Source organism: Streptomyces sp. T39 (assembly GCF_008042045.1).
GTDB lineage: Bacteria > Actinomycetota > Actinomycetes > Streptomycetales > Streptomycetaceae > Streptomyces.
In genome coordinates, this window is sequence record NZ_RDBP01000012.1 from 1,975,801 (window position 1) to 1,996,452 (window position 20,652).

Consider the following 20,652-nt stretch of genomic DNA (forward strand, 5'->3'; position numbering starts at 1 on the left):
CGCGGACGTCGAGGTCGGCACCGAACTGCCCCCGGCGAGCTTCCCGGTGACCCGCGCCGCGCTGGTGCGGTACGCGGGCGCCTCCGGCGACTTCAACCCGATCCACTGGAACGAGAAGTTCGCGGTCGAGGTCGGCCTGCCGGACGTCATCGCCCACGGCATGTTCACCATGGCCGAGGCGATCCGCGTGGTCACCGACTGGCTCGGCGACCCGGGCGCGGTCGTCGAGTACGGCGTCCGCTTCACCAAGCCCGTCGTCGTCCCCAACGACGACAAGGGGGCCGTCGTCGAGGTCAGCGGCAAGGTCGCGGCGCTCCTCGACGACAAGCGGGTGCGGGTCGACCTGCTGGCCACGTGTGCCGGCCAGAAGGTGCTGGGCATGTCCCGCGCGGTGGTCCAGCTCGCCTGAGCCGTCCGCCGGGTCCTGGAGCACGGGCCCCGGCGGCGAGGGGGCGCCCCTGTGGGCGCCCCCTTTTCGCGTGCCGCGGGCTTGACCGAGTTAGTTATTGGCCACTAACTTATCCGCATGGTCAGGATGAGCGCAGAAGAGCGCCGGGAGAGTGTCGTCCGCGCGGCGGTCACCGAGTTCGCCCGTGCCGGATACCACGGCACGTCGACGGAGGTCATCGCCAGGAGGGTCGGCGTCTCCCAGCCCTATCTCTTCCGCCTCTTCCCCAACAAGCAGGCGATCTTCCTCGCGGCGTCCACCCGCTGTCTCGCCGACGTGCGCCGGGTGTTCGACGGGGCCGCCGAGGGGCTGGAGGGCCAGGAGGCCCTCGACGCCATGGCGGCCGCCTATCAGCGCCTGATCGCGGACGACCCCGAGAAGCTGCTGATGCAGATGCAGAGTTACGTCGCCGTCGCGGCGGCCGAGGCGGCGGGCGACCACGACTTCGGCGACCGGATCCGGCGCGGCTGGCTGGAGCTGTGGGACGCCGTGCATGTCCGTCTGGGCGCCGACGTGAACGAGACCACGGCCTTCCTCGCGTACGGCATGCTCGTCAACGTCCTCGTCTCCATGGGCTTTCCCGCCGGTCACCGGATCTGGGCCGGCTTCTACGACTCGGCACGCCCCGCAGGCCCCGGCGGTCCCGCAGACCCAGCGGCTCCGGACGATCCCGGAGCCGCGGGCGGGCCCGAGGGGGCCGGGGTCCCGGACGGCGGGGGCCCGGATTCCGCGGGGGAGTGACCGGCCCCCGCCCGGCGCGCGACGGCGCGGAGCGTATGCTCCGCGTCCCGGTCTGTCCTTGAAAGTTAGTCATCGATTACTAACCCTCTGGGGGAGCCAGTGCACCCGAAACAGCGTCCCGCCCCACGCGCCACCGCCGTCTGGACCATGGTCGTCACCGGCGTCGCCGGGTTCATGGCGGCTCTCGACAACCTGGTCGTCACCACCGCCCTCCCCTCCATCCGCGCCGACCTCGGGGGCACGCTGGAGGACCTGGAGTGGACGGTCAACGGCTACACCCTCACCTTCGCCGTCCTGCTGATGCTCGGCGCCGCGCTCGGCGACCGGTTCGGACGGCGCAGGCTCTTCGTCGTCGGCCTCACCGTCTTCACCGGCGCCTCCGCCGCGGCAGCGCTCGCCTCCGGCATCGACGCCCTGGTCGCGGCGCGGGCCGTGCAGGGCGTGGGCGCGGCGATCATGATGCCGCTGACCCTCACCCTGCTCACCGCCGCCGTCCCGGAGGCCCGCCGCGGTGCCGCGCTCGGCGTCTTCGGCGCGATCACCGGCCTGGCCGTGGCCGGCGGTCCGCTCATCGGAGGCAGCCTCACCGAGCACCTCTCGTGGCAGTGGATCTTCTGGCTGAACGTGCCGGTGGGCCTCCTGCTCCTGCCCCTCGCCCGCTTCCGGCTCACCGAGTCCCGCGCCCCCGGCGCCCGCCTGGACGTACCCGGCACCCTGCTCGTCAGCGGCGGTCTCTTCGGGATCGTCCACGGGCTGGTCAACGCCAACGCCCACGGCTGGGGCAGCGCCCCCGTGCTGATCGGGCTCGTCGGCGGGACGGTGCTGCTGCTGGCCTTCGTCCGGCACGGGAGCGTGGCGCGGGCGCCCATGCTGCCGATGCGGCTCTTCCGCGACCGCGCCTTCTTCGGGATCAACGTCGCGAGTCTGCTGATGTTCCTCGGCATGTTCGGCTCGATCTTCCTGCTCAGCCAGTTCTTCCAGACCGTGGACGGCTACTCGCCCACCGAGGCCGGGCTGCGGATGCTGCCGTGGACCGGGATGCCGCTGCTGGTCGCGCCCGTCGCCGGGATCCTCTCCGACCGGCTGGGCGGCCGCCCCGTCGTCGTCGCGGGCCTGGCGCTCCAGGCGGCCGGGCTCGGTGTGTTCGCCCTGCTCGCGGAGCCCGGCATGCCGTACGCGGCCCAGTTGCCCGGGCTGATACTCGGCGGGTTGGGCATGGCGCTCTACTTCGCACCGGCGGCGAGCGTCGTCATGAGCAGCGTCCGGCCCGCCGAGCAGGGCATCGCCTCCGGCGCCAACAACGCCCTCCGCGAGGTCGGCGGTGCCCTGGGCGTCGCGGTGCTCGGAGCGGTGTTCGCCGCACGGGGCGGATACGGGTCGGCGCAGGCGTTCACCGACGGCACCGTGCCCGCGCTGTGGATCGGCGCGGCGGTGGTCGCCCTCGCCGCCGCGGTCGCGCTGCTGATCCCCTCCGCCCGGCCGCCCCGCGGAGGGCGGCCGGAGAAGGCCGCCGGCGTCCCCGCCCCGGCGCACGAGGAGCCGGCCCGGTCGGCCGTGTGAGGCGCCCGCGGCGGGAGCAGGCCCGCCGTGTCAGGCGCCCGCGGCGGGAGCAGGGTCCGCGGGCCCGCCCGGGCGCCGGGTCCGCGGACCGTACCCTTGTCCCCGTGCAGGTACTCCACGACGCCCCCCTCGCCCCCCTGACGACCTTCCGGCTCGGCGGCCCGGCCACCCGCCTGGTCGTGGCCACCACCGACGACGAGGTGATCTCCGCCGTACGCGAGGCGGACGACAGCGGCACCCCGCTGCTGATCGTCGGCGGCGGGAGCAACCTCGTCATCGGCGACAAGGGCTTCGACGGGACCGCCCTGCGCATCGCCACCCGCGGCTTCCGTCTCGACGGGACCCGGCTGGAGCTGGCGGCGGGGGAGACGTGGACGGACGCGGTCGCCCGGACCGTCGAGGCCGGTCTGGCGGGCGTCGAGTGCCTCGCCGGCATCCCCGGCTCGGCCGGGGCGACGCCGATCCAGAACGTCGGCGCCTACGGCCAGGAGGTGTCCCACACGATCACCGAGGTCGTCGCGTACGACCGCACCGCCGGTGAGACGGTGACGCTGACCGGCGAGGAGTGCGCGTTCTCCTACCGGCACAGCCGCTTCAAGGAACACCCCGAGCGCTATGTCGTCCTGCGCGTCCGTTTCGCGCTGGAGGACGCGGGCGGCCTGTCCGCCCCGGTGCGGTACGCGGAGACGGCGAAGCACCTCGGCATCGAGGTCGGCGACCGGGTGCCCGCCGCGGACGCCCGCCGGACCGTGCTCGCGCTGCGCGCGGGCAAGGGCATGGTGCTCGACCCGGAGGACCACGACACCTGGTCGGCCGGCTCCTTCTTCACCAACCCGGTCCTCACCGCCGCCCAGTACGCCGACTTCCTGGACGCGGTGCGCGACCGCCTCGGCGACGGCGTCACCCCGCCCGCGTACCCGGCGGGCGACGGGCTCACCAAGACCTCCGCCGCCTGGCTGATCGACCGCGCGGGCTTCACCAAGGGATACGGGCAGGGCCCGGCGCGCATCTCCACCAAGCACGCGCTCGCCCTGACCAACCGGGGCGAGGCCACCACCGAGGACCTGCTGGCCCTCGCCCGCGAGGTGGTCGCCGGGGTCCGGGACGCGTTCGGCGTGACGCTGGTCAACGAGCCGGTGACGGTCGGCGTCAGCCTCTGAGCCCCCCGGCCGGCCACGGCCCCGGTGCTCAGTACGCGACGCCCACGCCCTGCCCCACCGTCGCCGGGTCCGGGACCATCGCCAGCATCGCGTGCGCCACGTCCGCCCGGCCGATCACCCGGGCACTGGGCGGATTGGCGCCGACCGCCGTCCGGTAGCGGCCGGTCAGCGGCCTGTCGAGCAGTCTCGGCGGCCGTACGGAGGTCCAGTCGGTCGCGCTGCGCGCCAGCGCCGCCTCCATGGCCCGCAGGTCGGCGTAGACGTCCTTGAGCACCGCTCCGACCAGGGCGGTCACTGCCCGGTCCAGCAGCGGTTCCCGCCCCGCGGCGGTCCCCAGCGGGGCGGCGCTCACCACCAGCAGCCGGCGCACGCCCTCCGCCTCCATCGCGTCCAGCACGCCGCGGGTGAGCCGCGTGGCGACCCCCGCGTCGGCCTTCCTGCGGGCGCCCAGCCCGGACAGCACCGCGTCGCGTCCGGCGACGGCCGCGCGCAGCGCGCCCGCGTCGGCGAGGTCGGCGGGGAACACCCGGAGGCGGGAGCCCGTCACCGTGAGCCGTGCGGGGTCCCGGACCACGGCGGTGACCCGGTGCCCGGCGTCCAGCGCCTGACGGACGACCTCCCGGCCGACTCCGCCGGTGGCCCCGAAGACGGTGAGTTCCATCGTGCACCCTCCTGAGGGTCGAGTCGTCGCGACGCCGCCGGGCGCCGGTTCACGCACCCGGCGGCTGCGCCAGCCAGTCGTCGACGCCGGCCAGCAGCTTGGCCCTGACGTCGTCGGGCGCCGCCGACCCGCGCACCGACTGGCGCGCCAGCTCGGCGAGTTCCTCGTCGGTGAAGCCGTGGTACCGGCGGGCCAGCTCGTACTGGGCGGCGAGGCGCGAGCCGAAGAGCAGCGGGTCGTCCGCCCCGAGGGCCATCGGGACCCCGGCGTCGAAGAGCGTCCGCAGGGGCACGTCCGCCGGCTTCTCGTACACGCCGAGCGCGACGTTGGACGCCGGGCAGACCTCGCAGGTGATCTGCCGCTCCGCGAGCTTGCGCAGCAGCCGGGGGTCCTCCGCCGCGCGCACCCCGTGGCCGATGCGGGCGGCGTGCAGGTCGTCGAGGCAGTCGCGCACCGAGGCGGGCCCGGTGAGCTCGCCCCCGTGGGGGGCGGCCAGCAGCCCGCCCTCGCGCGCGATGGCGAAGGCGCGGTCGAAGTCCCGTGCCATGCCCCGGCGTTCGTCGTTGGAGAGGCCGAAGCCGACGATGCCGCGGTCGGCGTAGCGCACGGCGAGCCGGGCCAGTGTGCGGGCGTCCAGCGGGTGCTTCATCCGGTTCGCGGCGACCAGCACCCGCATGCCCAGGCCGGTCTCCCGCGCGGCACCGTCCACGGCGTCGAGGATGACCTCCAGGGCGGGGATCAGCCCGCCGAGCCGCGGCGCGTACGAGGTGGGGTCGACCTGGATCTCCAGCCAGCCGGAGCCGTCCCTGATGTCCTCCTCGGCCGCCTCGCGCACCAGCCGCCGGATGTCCTCCGGCTCGCGCAGGCAGGAGCGGGCCATGTCGTACAGCCGCTGGAAGCGGAACCAGCCGCGCTCGTCGGTCGCGCGCAGCTTCGGCGGCTCCCCGCCGGTCAGCGCCTCCGGCAGGTGCACGCCGTACTTGTCGGCGAGTTCGAGCAGGGTGGCCGGGCGCATCGAGCCGGTGAAGTGCAGATGCAGATGGGCCTTCGGCAGAAGCGAGAGATCGCGTACGTGCTCCATCAGGTGATCCTGCCTCAGTGCGGCCGGGCGCGGCAGGGGGTTTCCCCGATCGGGCGCTTGCCCGAACGCACGACGCAGCCGCCGGAACGGTCCCGCAACGCGCGCGGCGCCCGCCCCGGGGACCGGGACGGGCGCCGCGCGGGCGGGGCGACGGGACTCAGTCCCTCGCCTCCGCGAGCAGCTTCTGGATCCGCGAGACGCCCTCGACCAGGTCCTCGTCGCCGAGCGCGTACGACAGGCGCAGGTAGCCGGGGGTGCCGAAGGCCTCGCCCGGGACGACCGCGACCTCGACCTCGTCCAGGATCAGGGCGGCGAGCTCCACGGAGGTCTGCGGGCGCTTGCCGCGGATCTCCTTGCCGAGCAGGCCCTTGACCGAGGGGTAGGCGTAGAAGGCGCCCTCGGGGGTCGGGCAGAGGACGCCGTCGATCTCGCCGAGCATCTTCACGATGGTCTGCCGGCGGCGGTCGAACGCCTTGCGCATCTCCGCCACGGCCTCCAGGTCGCCCGAGACGGCGGCCAGCGCGGCGACCTGGGCCACGTTGGAGACGTTGGAGGTGGCGTGCGACTGGAGGTTGGTCGCGGCCTTCACGACGTCCTTGGGGCCGATGATCCACCCGACACGCCAGCCGGTCATCGCGTACGTCTTGGCGACGCCGTTGACCACGATGCACTTCTCGCGCAGCGCCGGCACCAGGGCGGGCAGCGAGGTGAACGTCGCGTCGCCGTAGACCAGGTGCTCGTAGATCTCGTCGGTCAGCACCCACAGGCCGTGCTCGGCGGCCCACTCGCCGATCGCCCGGGCGTCCGCCTCGCTGTAGACGGCGCCGGTCGGGTTGGACGGCGAGACGAACAGGACGACCTTCGTCCGCTCGGTGCGCGCGGCCTCCAGCTGCTCCACCGAGACCCGGTAGCCGGTGGTCTCGTCGGCGACGACCTCGACCGGCACGCCGCCCGCGAGCCGGATCGACTCGGGGTAGGTGGTCCAGTACGGGGCGGGGACGATGACCTCGTCGCCCGGGTCGAGGATCGCGGCGAACGCCTCGTAGATGGCCTGCTTGCCGCCGTTGGTCACCAGGATCTGGGCGGGGTCGACCTCGTACCCGGAGTCCCGGAGGGTCTTCTCGGCGATGGCCTTCTTCAGCTCGGGCAGACCGCCGGCCGGCGTGTAGCGGTGGTACTTCGGGTTGCGGCAGGCCTCGACGGCGGCCTCGACGATGTAGTCGGGGGTCGGGAAGTCGGGCTCACCCGCGCCGAAGCCGATCACCGGACGCCCGGCGGCCTTGAGGGCCTTGGCCTTGGCGTCGACGGCGAGGGTCGCGGACTCGGAGATCGCGCCGATGCGGGCGGAGACCCGGCGCTCGGTGGGAGGGGTTGCAGCGCTCATGCGGCCCATGGTCCCAGACGGCAAACCGGGGCGGCACACAGGTTTCGAGGAGCGGACAACAGTGGTCAGAAGCGGACCGTCCCGCCGCCGGTGTGGATCGTGTTCGACGCCGGGCCTGGGAACACGTACACTCAACCGTCGTTGGCCTTCACCAGCCACATCCGTACCGGGCACTTAGTGCATCCGGCCGGATGCGGTAGGTTGGGGGGCACCACAAAGGGTCGTAGCTCAATTGGTAGAGCACTGGTCTCCAAAACCAGCGGTTGGGGGTTCAAGTCCCTCCGGCCCTGCTACACACACCTTCGCCAGGCTGTGTGCGCATGTACGTACTTCAATGCACCGCCGTGCGGCTCCACCGGGCGCGGCACGGCCGACCCGGGAATCAGGTGAGAGATCGTGACGGACGCCGTGGGCTCCATCGACATGCCTGATGCCGAGGACGAGTCGCGGGACAAGAAGCCCCGCAAGGGCGGCAAGCGCGGCAAGAAGGGCCCGCTCGGCCGTCTCGGCCTCTTCTACCGCCAGATCGTCGCCGAGCTGCGCAAGGTCGTCTGGCCCACCCGCAGCCAGCTGACGACGTACACCACAGTGGTGATTATCTTCGTTGTCATCATGATCGGCCTCGTGACCGTGATTGACTTTGGCTTCCAGGAAGCAGTCAAGTACGTCTTCGGCTGATCCGCGGAGGGCGCCGTACGCCGGCGCCCCTTTCGCATGTTCCACCCATATGTATCCAGGAAGAAGCAGCCACCGTGTCTGACGCGAACCTGAACGACGCCGCCCAGTCCGGCGAGAGCTTCGAGTCCACCGAGGACGAGCTCGACATCGTCGAGGCGGCAGACGCTGTGGAGCCGGACGAGGCCGAGGCCGCCGACGAGGCCGCCGAGGACGCCGCACTGCTCTCCGAGGACGAGGACGAGGCCGCCGAAGAGGACGAGCCCGCCGCCGACGAGGACGAAGAGGACGAGGCCGTCGAGGCGGAGGCCGACGACGAGCCCGCCGCCGAGCCCGAGGCCCCGGCCGACCCGATCGCCGCACTGCGTGACGAACTCCGCGGTCTGCCCGGCGAGTGGTACGTGATCCACACCTACGCGGGCTACGAGAAGCGCGTGAAGGCCAACCTGGAGCAGCGCGCCGTCTCGCTGAACGTCGAGGACTTCATCTACCAGGCCGAGGTCCCCGAGGAAGAGATCGTCCAGATCAAGAACGGCGAGCGCAAGAACGTCCGGCAGAACAAGCTGCCCGGCTATGTGCTCGTCCGCATGGACCTGACGAACGAGTCCTGGGGCGTCGTGCGCAACACGCCCGGTGTCACCGGCTTCGTGGGCAACGCCTACGACCCGTACCCGCTGACGCTGGACGAGATCGTCAAGATGCTCGCCCCGGAGGCCGAGGAGAAGGCCGCCCGCGAGGCCGCCGAGGCCGAGGGCAAGCCGGCTCCGGCCCGCAAGGTCGAGGTCCAGGTCCTGGACTTCGAGGTGGGCGACTCGGTCACCGTCACGGACGGCCCGTTCGCCACCCTCCAGGCCACGATCAACGAGATCAACGCCGACTCGAAGAAGGTCAAGGGCCTCGTCGAGATCTTCGGCCGCGAGACCCCGGTCGAGCTGAGCTTCGACCAGATCCAGAAGAACTGAACCTTCTGGACGTACGGCTTCCGAACAGGTCGGACCGCCCTTTCCGGGCTGTCTGACCTGCTCGGTTTTTGGCCGCGCATGGATACCCGTTATCGTTGTGCGGTATGCCTCCATCCGGATGACCGGATGGAGTGCCGAAAACTCTCACTAGACCCGGAGAGAGCACATGCCTCCCAAGAAGAAGAAGGTCACGGGGCTTATCAAGCTCCAGATCCAGGCCGGCGCGGCCAACCCGGCTCCGCCGGTCGGTCCCGCCCTGGGTCAGCACGGCGTCAACATCATGGAGTTCTGCAAGGCCTACAACGCCGCGACCGAGTCGCAGCGTGGCATGGTCGTGCCGGTGGAGATCACGGTCTACGAGGACCGTTCCTTCACCTTCGTGACCAAGACTCCGCCGGCCGCCAAGCTGATCCTCAAGGCCGCGGGTGTGGACAAGGGCTCCGGCGAGCCGCACAAGACCAAGGTCGCCAAGCTGACGCGCGACCAGGTCCGTGACATCGCCACCACCAAGATGCCCGACCTGAACGCCAACGACCTGGACGCCGCCGAGAAGATCATCGCCGGCACCGCCCGTTCCATGGGCATCACGGTCGAGGGCTGACAGTCCCCGTACCTCAGTGGCAGGGCCAGGCGCTGGCCCGGACCACGACTCCACACCTGAGCCGTGCGGCGCAGCCGCACGGTGTGACTCCACAGGAGAAGAAGTGAAGCGCAGCAAGGCTCTCCGCGGCGCGGACGCCAAGGTCGACCGGGAGCGGAACTACGCCCCGCTCGAGGCCGTCCGTCTCGCCAAGGACACCGCCGCCACCAAGTTCGACGGCACCGTCGAGGTCGCCTTCCGCCTGGGCGTCGACCCGCGCAAGGCCGACCAGATGGTCCGTGGCACCGTCAACCTTCCGCACGGCACCGGCAAGACCGCCCGGGTCCTGGTCTTCGCGACCGGTGACCGTGCTGCGGCAGCGGAAGCCGCGGGCGCCGACATCGTCGGCTCCGACGAACTGATCGACGAGATCTCCAAGGGCCAGCGCCTGAACGAGTTCGACGCGGTCGTCGCCACCCCGGACCTCATGGGCAAGGTCGGCCGCCTGGGCCGCGTGCTCGGTCCGCGTGGTCTGATGCCGAACCCGAAGACCGGCACCGTCACGATGGACGTCGCCAAGGCCGTCAACGAGATCAAGGGCGGCAAGATCGAGTTCCGCGTCGACAAGCACTCGAACCTGCACTTCATCATCGGCAAGGTTTCCTTCGACGAGACGAAGCTGGTCGAGAACTACGCGGCGGCGCTGGAGGAGATCCTCCGTCTGAAGCCGTCCGCCGCCAAGGGCCGCTACATCAAGAAGGCGACCCTGACGACGACGATGGGCCCCGGCATCCCGCTGGACTCCAACCGCACCCGCAACCTCCTCGTCGAGGAGGACCCGGCCGCCGTCTGATCCCAGGACGGCAGCCGCGGGTCTCGCGTCTGAAGAACCGGCCCCCACCGCGCAGTTGAGGCGGAGGGGGCCGGTTTTCCTTTTCCCCGCCGTCGTACCCGTGGGTTACGGTTAAAGAGTTCGCAAACGACAAGCAGGGGTGGGGAATGAGCAAGTCGGTCATGAGGCGCGCGAGTGTCGCGGTGACGGCTCTCGCGGTGATAGCCGGCGTCGCCGGCTGTCAGGGTGAGGAGAAGAAGGCGTCCGACGCGCCCGCGGCGAAGGCGAAGACGCAGTCCCGGTCGGCGGCCGCGCAGGCCCTCACGGCCGCGTTCGAGAAGACGTCCGAGGCCAAGTCCGCCAAGGTGCGCATGACGATGACCATGCCCGCCTCCATGGAGGGCGGCGGCGACTTCGAGATGACGGGCGTCATGGGCTGGGACCCGTCCCTGATGGACATGACGGTGAAGGGCGAGGCGTTCCAGACCGAGCCCGGCGACCCCGAGCAGATGCGCATGCTCATGGTCGACAACGTCATGTACATGGACATGGGCGCCGAGGCCGCCGCCGACATGGACGGCAAGCGCTGGATGAAGATGGACTTCGCCGCCCTCGCGGAGCAGTCCGGTGACAAGGCGCTGCAGAAGCAGATGACCGGCGGCCTGGAGAACATGAACCAGGACCCGGCCCAGCAGCTGGCGATCCTGCTCGACTCGCCCAACCTGAAGCACGTGGGCTCCGAGAAGGTCGGCGGCGTCGACACGGAGCACTACAAGGGCTCGCTCACGGTCGCCGAGATGCTCGACGCCAACGAGTCCCTCGACGTGCTCTCCGACGCCGACCGCAAGAGCCTGCTGGAGGGCGTCGAGAAGGCCGGCATCGAGGGCTACGACATCGAGGTCTGGGTCGACGGGGACGGCTACCCGGCCAAGATGGACATCGGCATGGACAGCCCCGAGGGCGCCATGAAGATCGTCGCCGAGTACTCCGACTACGGCGCCAAGGCGAGCGTGCAGACCCCTCCGGCCGGTGAGACCGTCGACCTGATGGAGATGCTCGGGGAGCTCGGCGAGGGCCTCGGGGCCGCCCAGGACGCCCAGGCGGACTCGGCCACTTCCTGATCCCCCGGCCGCAGTTGACCGGATTTGCCTGACGGGGATCCGTTCCCGTACGATTCCACAGAAGCCAAAGACCGCTGGTCGTTGCCGTGCTCTCCTTCCGAGGGTCCGGTGGCCGAAGGATCCGCTCAGAGCGGACGACCCGCGCAGGTGACCGTGGAAAGCTCCCGGACCGGTTCTCGTTCCGGTCGAGCTACGCCCCGTGCGCCTGCGCCGGGGCGTTTCGTTTTGTTCAGCCCCTTCTGAGCGGTCCTCATCACCCGGAAGGAGGCCGACGCTCATGGCAAGGCCCGACAAGGCTGCCGCGGTAGCCGAGCTCGCGGACCAGTTCCGCAGCTCGAACGCCGCCGTGCTGACCGAGTACCGGGGTCTCACCGTGGCGCAGCTCAAGACGCTGCGTCGTTCGCTCGGTGAGAACGCCCAGTACGCCGTGGTGAAGAACACGCTGACCAAGATTGCGGCCAATGAGGCCGGGATCACCTCGCTCGACGACCACTTCAGTGGTCCGACGGCGGTTGCCTTCATCACCGGTGACCCGGTGGAGTCGGCGAAGGGTCTTCGTGACTTCGCCAAGGACAACCCGAACCTGATCATCAAGGGCGGTGTCCTTGATGGCAAGGCGCTGTCCGCCGATGAGATCAAGAAGCTTGCGGACCTCGAGTCCCGCGAGGTTCTGCTCGCCAAGCTGGCGGGCGCCTTCAAGGGCAAGCAGACGCAGACTGCTCAGCTCTTCCAGGCGCTTCCCTCGAAGTTCGTCCGCACCGCGGAGGCGCTTCGTGCCAAGCAGGCCGAGCAGGGCGGTGCCGAGTAACTCGGCTCGCGCATTGACCGGTGCCGCCTAGGCGCCGGTCGCAGCGGGCCGAACGTACGCCCGCCGACATGTACATCCGGCACCTGCCGAATTAGTGGAAGGACGCCATCATGGCGAAGCTGTCCCAGGACGACCTGCTCGCGCAGTTCGAGGAGATGACCCTCATCGAGCTCTCCGAGTTCGTGAAGGCCTTCGAGGAGAAGTTCGACGTCACCGCCGCCGCGGCCGTCGCCGCCGCCCCGGTCGGCCCGGCCGCCACCGCCGAGGCCGTCGAGGAGCAGGACGAGTTCGACGTCATCCTCACGGGTGCCGGCGAGAAGAAGATCCAGGTCATCAAGGTCGTGCGTGAGCTGACCTCCCTCGGCCTGAAGGAGGCCAAGGACCTCGTCGACGGCACCCCGAAGCCGGTCCTCGAGAAGGTCGCCAAGGAGGCCGCGGAGAAGGCTGCCGAGTCCCTCAAGGCCGCCGGCGCCTCCGTCGAGGTCAAGTGACCTCACGAGTCCCCGTGACTCACTGAGCGTGCGCGTCGGGAGTCCGCCGACTCCCGGTGTGTAACGCACGCACACCGAAGGGCGATCATCCAACCGGGTGGTCGCCCTTCGGCATGCCCGAGGCGGCTGCCTTGCTCTCCCCGCTGCGGGGGGTAGGGTGATCATGGCCGTCTGCGGGGCGAATCCGCAGGCAGACGCCCCCTCCCGGCGGCCTGCGGGCGTCCCCGACCGGCAGCTCGGGGACAGGGGGCCTTGACGAACCGCACGCAGCGCGCAATTCTCAGGACGCGTCGCCACAACGATCCGTATCCGAGGCATGGATCGGCGACCGAACGGGCAGTATCGATGTGCGCCGCACGGCGCATGGGTTCGCGGAGTTGAGTACAACGAGGGTCTCGAGTCTTCCCATAAACCGGGACTGGACATCAGTGTGCCAAGTGGCTACACTGACCCTTTGCGCTGCCTGTTAGCTGCCCCCTGCCCGTCACCAGGGGCATCTCCATACCTGAGCATCGACCGAAAACAAGCCCCGACCTGGGCCTTCTTTCGACGCACAGCATGGGACCGGTACGCGCGTAGTGAGTCCGAGCCCTCGGAAGGACCCCCTCTTGGCCGCCTCGCGCAACGCCTCGACCGCGAATACGAACAACGGCGCCAGCACTGCCCCGCTGCGCATCTCCTTTGCAAAGATCAAGGAGCCCCTCGAGGTTCCGAACCTTCTTGCGCTCCAGACCGAGAGCTTCGACTGGCTGCTCGGCAATGCCGCATGGAAGGCTCGCGTCGAGGCGGCTCTCGACAGCGGACAGGACGTCCCCACGAAGTCCGGTCTGGAGGAGATCTTCGAGGAGATCTCCCCGATCGAGGACTTCTCCGGGTCGATGTCGCTGACCTTCCGCGACCACCGCTTCGAGCCCCCGAAGAACTCCATCGACGAGTGCAAGGAGCGCGACTTCACGTACGCCGCCCCGCTCTTCGTCACCGCCGAGTTCACGAACAACGAGACCGGCGAGATCAAGTCCCAGACGGTCTTCATGGGCGACTTCCCGCTCATGACCAACAAGGGCACCTTCGTCATCAACGGCACCGAGCGTGTCGTCGTGTCGCAGCTCGTGCGCTCGCCGGGTGTCTACTTCGACTCCTCCATCGACAAGACGTCCGACAAGGACATCTACACCGCCAAGATCATCCCGTCCCGGGGTGCCTGGCTGGAGATGGAGATCGACAAGCGCGACATGGTCGGTGTGCGCATCGACCGCAAGCGCAAGCAGTCCGTGACCGTCCTGCTCAAGGCGCTCGGCTGGACGACCGAGCAGATCCTCGAGGAGTTCGGCGAGTACGAGTCCATGCGCGCCACCCTGGAGAAGGACCACACCCAGGGCCAGGACGACGCGCTGCTCGACATCTACCGCAAGCTGCGCCCGGGCGAGCCGCCCACGCGCGAGGCCGCTCAGACGCTGCTCGAGAACCTCTACTTCAACCCGAAGCGCTACGACCTCGCGAAGGTCGGCCGCTACAAGGTGAACAAGAAGCTCGGCGCGAACGAGCCGCTGGACGCCGGCGTGCTCACCACCGACGACGTCATCGCCACCATCAAGTACCTGGTGAAGCTGCACGCCGGTGAGACCGAGACGGTCGGCGAGTCCGGTCGCTCGATCATGGTCGAGACCGACGACATCGACCACTTCGGCAACCGCCGCATCCGCAACGTCGGCGAGCTGATCCAGAACCAGGTCCGTACGGGTCTCGCCCGTATGGAGCGCGTCGTGCGCGAGCGCATGACCACCCAGGACGTCGAGGCGATCACGCCGCAGACCCTGATCAACATCCGGCCGGTCGTCGCCTCCATCAAGGAGTTCTTCGGCACCAGCCAGCTGTCCCAGTTCATGGACCAGAACAACCCGCTGTCGGGTCTGACGCACAAGCGTCGTCTCAACGCCCTCGGCCCGGGTGGTCTCTCCCGTGAGCGGGCCGGCTTCGAGGTCCGTGACGTCCACCCGTCGCACTACGGGCGCATGTGCCCGATCGAGACGCCCGAAGGCCCGAACATCGGTCTGATCGGTTCGCTCGCCTCGTACGGCCGGATCAACGCGTTCGGCTTCATCGAGACGCCGTACCGCAAGGTCGTCGAGGGTGTCGTCACCGACGAGGTCGACTACCTCACCGCCGACGAGGAGGACCGCTTCGTCATCGCGCAGGCCAACGCGCCGCTGACCGACGAGCTCCGGTTCGCCGAGTCCCGCGTGCTGGTCCGCCGCCGTGGCGGCGAGGTCGACTATGTGCCCGGCACGGACGTCGACTACATGGACGTCTCGCCGCGCCAGATGGTGTCGGTCGCCACCGCCATGATCCCGTTCCTCGAGCACGACGACGCCAACCGTGCCCTCATGGGCGCGAACATGATGAGGCAGGCCGTGCCGCTCATCAAGTCCGAGGCGCCGCTCGTGGGCACCGGCATGGAGTACCGCTGCGCCACCGACGCCGGCGACGTGCTCAAGGCCGAGAAGGACGGTGTGGTCCAGGAGGTCTCCGCGGACTACATCACCATCGCCAACGACGACGGCACGTACACCACGTACCGCCTGCACAAGTTCTCCCGTTCCAACCAGGGCACCTCGGTCAACCAGAAGGTCGTCGTGGACGAGGGCGACCGGATCGTCGAGGGCCAGGTCCTCGCCGACGGTCCGGCCACCGAGAACGGCGAGATGGCGCTCGGCAAGAACCTGCTCGTGGCGTTCATGCCGTGGGAGGGCCACAACTACGAGGACGCGATCATCCTGTCGCAGCGCCTCGTGCAGGACGACGTCCTCTCCTCGATCCACATCGAGGAGCACGAGGTCGACGCCCGTGACACCAAGCTGGGCCCCGAGGAGATCACCCGGGACATCCCGAACGTCTCCGAGGAGGTCCTCGCCGACCTCGACGAGCGCGGCATCATCCGCATCGGTGCCGAGGTCGTCGCCGGCGACATCCTGGTCGGCAAGGTCACGCCCAAGGGCGAGACCGAGCTCACCCCGGAGGAGCGTCTGCTCCGCGCGATCTTCGGCGAGAAGGCGCGCGAGGTCCGCGACACCTCGCTGAAGGTGCCGCACGGCGAGACCGGCAAGGTCATCGGCGTGCGCGTCTTCGACCGCGAGGAGGGCGACGAGCTTCCCCCGGGCGTCAACCAGCTGGTCCGCGTCTACGTGGCCCAGAAGCGCAAGATCACCGACGGTGACAAGCTCGCCGGCCGTCACGGCAACAAGGGCGTCATCTCCAAGATCCTGCCGATCGAGGACATGCCGTTCCTGGAGGACGGCACCCCGGTCGACATCATCCTCAACCCGCTGGGTGTCCCGTCCCGGATGAACCCGGGACAGGTCCTGGAGATCCACCTCGGCTGGCTCGCCAGCCGCGGCTGGGACGTCTCCGGCCTCGCGGAGGAGTGGGCGCAGCGTCTCCAGGTCATCGGTGCCGACGACGTCGCCCCCGGCACCAACGTCGCGACCCCGGTCTTCGACGGTGCCCGCGAGGACGAGCTGGCCGGCCTGCTCCAGCACACGATCCCGAACCGCGACGGCGAGCGCATGGTGCTCCCCACCGGTAAGGCGCGCCTGTTCGACGGCCGCTCCGGCGAGCCGTTCCCGGACCCGATCTCGGTCGGGTACATGTACATCCTCAAGCTCCACCACCTGGTCGACGACAAGCTCCACGCCCGTTCGACCGGTCCGTACTCGATGATCACCCAGCAGCCGCTGGGTGGTAAGGCCCAGTTCGGTGGCCAGCGATTCGGTGAGATGGAGGTGTGGGCACTGGAGGCGTACGGCGCCGCCTACGCACTCCAGGAGCTGCTGACGATCAAGTCCGACGACGTGACCGGCCGCGTGAAGGTCTACGAGGCCATCGTCAAGGGCGAGAACATCCCCGAGCCCGGCATTCCCGAGTCCTTCAAGGTGCTCATCAAGGAAATGCAGTCGCTCTGCCTCAACGTGGAGGTGCTGTCCTCGGACGGCATGTCCATCGAGATGCGCGACACGGACGAGGACGTCTTCCGCGCCGCGGAGGAGCTCGGTATCGACCTGTCCCGGCGCGAGCCGAGCAGCGTCGAAGAGGTCTGACGGGCCCGGTGGGGGCTCCCGGAAGGGAGCCCCCACCGTCCCCGGGACCGTACAGACCACTGATACAGAGCCCGTTTTCCGCTGACGCGGAGGGCACAACCCCGAAAGAGGGATTGACGAAAAAGTGCTCGACGTCAACTTCTTCGACGAGCTGCGGATCGGCCTGGCCACCGCGGACGACATCCGGACCTGGTCCCACGGCGAGGTCAAGAAGCCGGAGACCATCAACTACCGCACCCTGAAGCCCGAGAAGGACGGACTCTTCTGCGAGAAGATCTTCGGTCCGACCCGGGACTGGGAGTGCTACTGCGGCAAGTACAAGCGTGTCCGCTTCAAGGGCATCATCTGTGAGCGCTGTGGCGTCGAGGTCACCCGCGCCAAGGTGCGCCGTGAGCGGATGGGCCACATCGAGCTTGCCGCTCCCGTCACCCACATCTGGTACTTCAAGGGCGTCCCGTCGCGCCTGGGCTACCTGCTGGACCTGGCGCCGAAGGACCTCGAGAAGGTCATCTACTTCGCCGCCTACATGATCACGTTCGTCGACGACGAGCGCCGTACGCGCGACCTGCCGTCGCTGGAGGCCCACGTCTCCGTCGAGCGCCAGCAGATCGAGAACCGCCGCGACGCCGACCTCGAGGCCCGTGCCAAGAAGCTCGAGACCGACCTGGCCGAGCTGGAGGCCGAGGGCGCCAAGGCCGACGTGCGCCGCAAGGTGCGCGAGGGCGCCGAGCGCGAGATGAAGCAGCTGCGCGACCGCGCCCAGCGCGAGATCGACCGTCTCGACGAGGTGTGGAACCGCTTCAAGAACCTCAAGGTCCAGGACCTGGAGGGCGACGAGCTGCTCTACCGCGAGCTGCGCGACCGCTTCGGCACCTACTTCGACGGTTCGATGGGCGCCGCCGCGCTGCAGAAGCGCCTGGAGTCCTTCGACCTCGACGAGGAGGCCGAGCGCCTCCGCGAGATCATCCGCACCGGCAAGGGCCAGAAGAAGACCCGTGCGCTCAAGCGCCTCAAGGTCGTCTCCGCGTTCCTGCAGACCTCCAACAGCCCCAAGGGCATGGTGCTGGACTGCGTCCCGGTCATCCCGCCGGACCTGCGTCCGATGGTGCAGCTGGACGGTGGCCGCTTCGCGACCTCCGACCTGAACGACCTGTACCGCCGTGTCATCAACCGCAACAACCGCCTGAAGCGGCTTCTCGATCTCGGCGCGCCCGAGATCATCGTGAACAACGAGAAGCGCATGCTCCAGGAGGCGGTCGACGCCCTCTTCGACAACGGCCGCCGCGGCCGCCCGGTGACGGGTCCCGGCAACCGTCCGCTGAAGTCCCTGAGCGACATGCTCAAGGGCAAGCAGGGCCGTTTCCGTCAGAACCTGCTCGGCAAGCGAGTCGACTACTCGGCCCGTTCCGTCATCGTCGTCGGCCCGCAGCTGAAGCTGCACCAGTGCGGTCTGCCCAAGGCCATGGCGCTGGAGCTCTTCAAGCCGTTCGTGATGAAGCGCCTGGTGGACCTGAACCACGCGCAGAACATCAAGTCGGCCAAGCGCATGGTCGAGCGCGGCCGCACCGTGGTGTACGACGTCCTCGAAGAGGTCATCGCCGAGCACCCGGTGCTGCTGAACCGTGCGCCCACGCTGCACCGTCTCGGCATCCAGGCCTTCGAGCCGCAGCTGGTCGAGGGCAAGGCCATCCAGATCCACCCGCTCGTCTGCACCGCGTTCAACGCGGACTTCGACGGTGACCAGATGGCCGTGCACCTTCCGCTGTCCGCGGAGGCGCAGGCCGAGGCCCGCATCCTGATGCTGTCCTCCAACAACATCCTCAAGCCGGCCGACGGCCGTCCGGTCACCATGCCCACCCAGGACATGGTGCTCGGCCTCTTCTTCCTCACCACGGACGAGGAGGAGCGCGAGGTCATCGGCGAGGGCCGGTCCTTCGGCTCCACCGCCGAGGCGATCATGGCCTTCGACGCCCGGGAGCTCTCGCTCCAGGCGAAGGTCGACATCCGCTTCCCGGTGGGCACCATCCCGCCGCGCGGCTGGACGCCTCCGGCGCCCGAGGAGGGCGAGGAGAACACCTGGCAGCAGGGCGACAGCTTCCGTCTGAAGACCACGCTCGGCCGTGCGCTCTTCAACGAGCTGCTGCCCGAGGACTACCCGTTCGTCGACTACTCGGTGGGCAAGAAGCAGCTCTCCGAGATCGTCAACGACCTGGCCGAGCGCTACCCCAAGGTCATCGTGGCGGCGACGCTCGACAACCTGAAGGCGTCCGGCTTCTTCTGGGCGACCCGCTCCGGCGTCACCGTGGCCATCTCCGACGTCGTCGTCCCCGAGGCGAAGAAGGAGATCGTCGCGGGCTACGAGGCCCAGGACGAGAAGGTCCAGAAGCAGTACGAGCGCGGTCTGATCACCAAGGACGAGCGCACCCAGGAGCTCATCGCGATCTGGACCAAGGCGACCAACGAGGTCGCCGAGGCGATGAACGCGAACTTCCCGAAGACCAACCCCATCTTCATGATGGTCAACTCGGGTGCTCGTGGAAACATGATGCAGATGCGTCAGATCGCCGGTATGCGCGGTCTGGTGTCGAACGCCAAGAACGAGACCATCCCGCGTCCGATCAAGGCGTCCTTCCGTGAGGGCCTGTCCGTGCTGGAGTACTTCATCTCCACGCACGGTGCCCGTAAGGGTCTGGCGGACACCGCCCTGCGTACCGCCGACTCGGGTTACCTGACCCGTCGTCTGGTGGACGTCTCGCAGGACGTCATCATCCGCGAGGAGGACTGCGGCACCGACCGCGGCCTCAAGCTGCGGATCGCCGAGCGGGGCGCCGACGGTGTGCTGCGCAAGGCGGAGGACGTCGAGACCTCCGTGTACGCGCGGATGCTCGCCGAGGACGTCGTCGTGGACGGCAAGGTCATCGCGCCGGCCAACGTCGACCTCGGTGACGTGCTCATCGACGCCGTGGTCGCCGCGGGCGTCGAGGAGGTCAAGACCCGCTCGGTCCTGACCTGTGAGTCGGCCGTCGGCACCTGTGCCTTCTGCTACGGCCGTTCGCTGGCCACCGGCAAGCTGGTCGACATCGGTGAGGCGGTCGGCATCATCGCCGCCCAGTCCATCGGTGAGCCCGGTACCCAGCTGACGATGCGTACCTTCCACACCGGTGGTGTGGCCGGTGACGACATCACCCAGGGTCTGCCCCGTGTCGTCGAGCTCTTCGAGGCCCGTACGCCGAAGGGTGTCGCCCCGATCTCCGAGGCCGCCGGCCGCGTGCGGATCGAGGAGACCGAGAAGACCAAGAAGATCGTCGTCACCCCGGACGACGGCAGCGACGAGACGGCCTACCCGATCTCGAAGCGTGCCAAGCTCAAGGTCCGCGAGGGCGACCACGTCCAGGTCGGCGAGCCGCTGGCCTTCGGTGCGACCAACCCGCACGACGTGCTGCGCATCCTCGGCCAGCGTGCGGTCCAGGTCCACCTGGTCGGCGAGGTCCAGAAGGTCTACAACTCGCAGGGTGTGTCGATCCACGACAAGCACATCGAGATCATCATCCGGCAGATGCTGCGCCGGGTGACGATCATCGAGTCCGGCGACGCGGAGCTGCTGCCGGGCGAGCTGGTCGAGCGTTCGAGGTTCGAGACCGAGAACCGTCGTGTGGTCACCGAGGGCGGTCACCCCGCCTCCGGCCGTCCGCAGCTGATGGGTATCACCAAGGCCTCGCTGGCGACCGAGTCGTGGCTGTCCGCGGCGTCCTTCCAGGAGACGACCAGGGTCCTGACCGACGCGGCGATCAACGCCAAGTCGGACTCCCTGATCGGCCTCAAGGAGAACGTCATCATCGGTAAGCTCATCCCGGCCGGTACGGGGCTGTCCCGCTACCGCAACATCCGGGTCGAGCCGACCGAGGAGGCCAAGGCCGCGATGTACTCGGCCGTCGGCTACGACGACATCGACTACTCGCCGTTCGGCACCGGCTCCGGCCAGGCCGTCCCGCTGGAGGACTACGACTACGGTCCGTACAACCAGTAAGGCGTGTGAGCCACGTCCGAAGGGCGG

General features: G+C 69.3%; 16 protein-coding genes and 1 tRNA gene. 14 read left to right on the forward strand and 3 right to left on the reverse strand.

The window, feature by feature from the left end:
* From EAO77_RS09945 to EAO77_RS09960, 4 genes are all read left to right on the forward strand, one after another.
* On the forward strand, positions 1–409 hold a 409-nt coding region (locus EAO77_RS09945; RefSeq protein WP_147989057.1), incomplete at its 5' end, for a MaoC family dehydratase.
* 117 nt (positions 410–526) lie between these two features.
* A complete protein-coding gene (locus EAO77_RS09950) occupies positions 527–1,189 on the forward strand; it encodes a TetR/AcrR family transcriptional regulator (protein ID WP_187283173.1) in 663 nt (220 codons plus the stop codon).
* Positions 1,190–1,336: 147 nt separating this feature from the next.
* Positions 1,337–2,749, forward strand: a complete 1,413-nt coding sequence (locus EAO77_RS09955) for a DHA2 family efflux MFS transporter permease subunit (protein ID WP_147989058.1) — start codon at positions 1,337–1,339, stop codon at positions 2,747–2,749.
* A gap of 104 nt (positions 2,750–2,853) precedes the next feature.
* The gene (locus EAO77_RS09960) at positions 2,854–3,909 is read left to right on the forward strand and encodes a UDP-N-acetylmuramate dehydrogenase (RefSeq protein WP_147987661.1); all 1,056 of its coding nucleotides are present in this window, start codon (positions 2,854–2,856) and stop codon (positions 3,907–3,909) included.
* Between the two features lie 28 nt (positions 3,910–3,937).
* On the opposite strand, the gene EAO77_RS09965 is transcribed toward EAO77_RS09960, so the two are convergent.
* From EAO77_RS09965 to EAO77_RS09975, 3 genes are all read right to left on the reverse strand, one after another.
* Positions 3,938–4,570, reverse strand: coding sequence for an NAD(P)-dependent oxidoreductase (locus EAO77_RS09965; RefSeq protein WP_147987662.1), 633 nt, complete (start codon positions 4,568–4,570; stop codon positions 3,938–3,940).
* Positions 4,571–4,619: 49 nt separating this feature from the next.
* Positions 4,620–5,651, reverse strand: a complete 1,032-nt coding sequence (locus EAO77_RS09970; RefSeq protein ID WP_147987663.1) for an adenosine deaminase — start codon at positions 5,649–5,651, stop codon at positions 4,620–4,622.
* Between the two features lie 157 nt (positions 5,652–5,808).
* Positions 5,809–7,035, reverse strand: a complete 1,227-nt coding sequence (locus EAO77_RS09975) for a pyridoxal phosphate-dependent aminotransferase (protein ID WP_147987664.1) — start codon at positions 7,033–7,035, stop codon at positions 5,809–5,811.
* 217 nt (positions 7,036–7,252) lie between these two features.
* Here EAO77_RS09975 and EAO77_RS09980 point away from each other — a divergent pair.
* The 10 genes from EAO77_RS09980 to EAO77_RS10030 all read left to right on the forward strand — a co-directional run bounded on the left by EAO77_RS09980 (position 7,253) and on the right by EAO77_RS10030 (position 20,625).
* A tRNA-Trp gene (locus tag EAO77_RS09980) sits at positions 7,253–7,325 on the forward strand.
* 106 nt (positions 7,326–7,431) lie between these two features.
* The gene (gene secE, locus EAO77_RS09985; protein ID WP_147987665.1) at positions 7,432–7,713 is read left to right on the forward strand and encodes a preprotein translocase subunit SecE; all 282 of its coding nucleotides are present in this window, start codon (positions 7,432–7,434) and stop codon (positions 7,711–7,713) included.
* A 74-nt stretch (positions 7,714–7,787) separates the two neighbouring features.
* A complete protein-coding gene (gene nusG, locus EAO77_RS09990; protein WP_147987666.1) occupies positions 7,788–8,672 on the forward strand; it encodes a transcription termination/antitermination protein NusG in 885 nt (294 codons plus the stop codon).
* Between the two features lie 166 nt (positions 8,673–8,838).
* Positions 8,839–9,273: a 50S ribosomal protein L11 gene (rplK, locus tag EAO77_RS09995; protein ID WP_003956479.1), complete on the forward strand. Its 435-nt coding sequence runs from the start codon at positions 8,839–8,841 to the stop codon at positions 9,271–9,273.
* A gap of 103 nt (positions 9,274–9,376) precedes the next feature.
* The gene (gene rplA / locus EAO77_RS10000) at positions 9,377–10,105 is read left to right on the forward strand and encodes a 50S ribosomal protein L1 (RefSeq protein ID WP_147987667.1); all 729 of its coding nucleotides are present in this window, start codon (positions 9,377–9,379) and stop codon (positions 10,103–10,105) included.
* Positions 10,106–10,266: 161 nt separating this feature from the next.
* Positions 10,267–11,205, forward strand: a complete 939-nt coding sequence (locus EAO77_RS10005) for a hypothetical protein (RefSeq protein WP_261993851.1) — start codon at positions 10,267–10,269, stop codon at positions 11,203–11,205.
* Between the two features lie 277 nt (positions 11,206–11,482).
* Entirely contained in the window at positions 11,483–12,013 is a 531-nt protein-coding gene (gene rplJ, locus EAO77_RS10010) for a 50S ribosomal protein L10 (RefSeq protein ID WP_147987669.1), read from the forward strand.
* A 110-nt stretch (positions 12,014–12,123) separates the two neighbouring features.
* Positions 12,124–12,504, forward strand: a complete 381-nt coding sequence (gene rplL / locus EAO77_RS10015; RefSeq protein ID WP_147987670.1) for a 50S ribosomal protein L7/L12 — start codon at positions 12,124–12,126, stop codon at positions 12,502–12,504.
* Between the two features lie 608 nt (positions 12,505–13,112).
* Positions 13,113–16,598 carry a DNA-directed RNA polymerase subunit beta gene (gene rpoB / locus EAO77_RS10025; protein ID WP_147987671.1) on the forward strand — a complete coding sequence of 1,162 codons (3,486 nt, stop codon included), beginning with the start codon at positions 13,113–13,115 and terminating at the stop codon, positions 16,596–16,598.
* Between the two features lie 124 nt (positions 16,599–16,722).
* The gene (locus EAO77_RS10030; protein ID WP_147987672.1) at positions 16,723–20,625 is read left to right on the forward strand and encodes a DNA-directed RNA polymerase subunit beta'; all 3,903 of its coding nucleotides are present in this window, start codon (positions 16,723–16,725) and stop codon (positions 20,623–20,625) included.
* Positions 20,626–20,652: the final 27 nt, after the last annotated feature.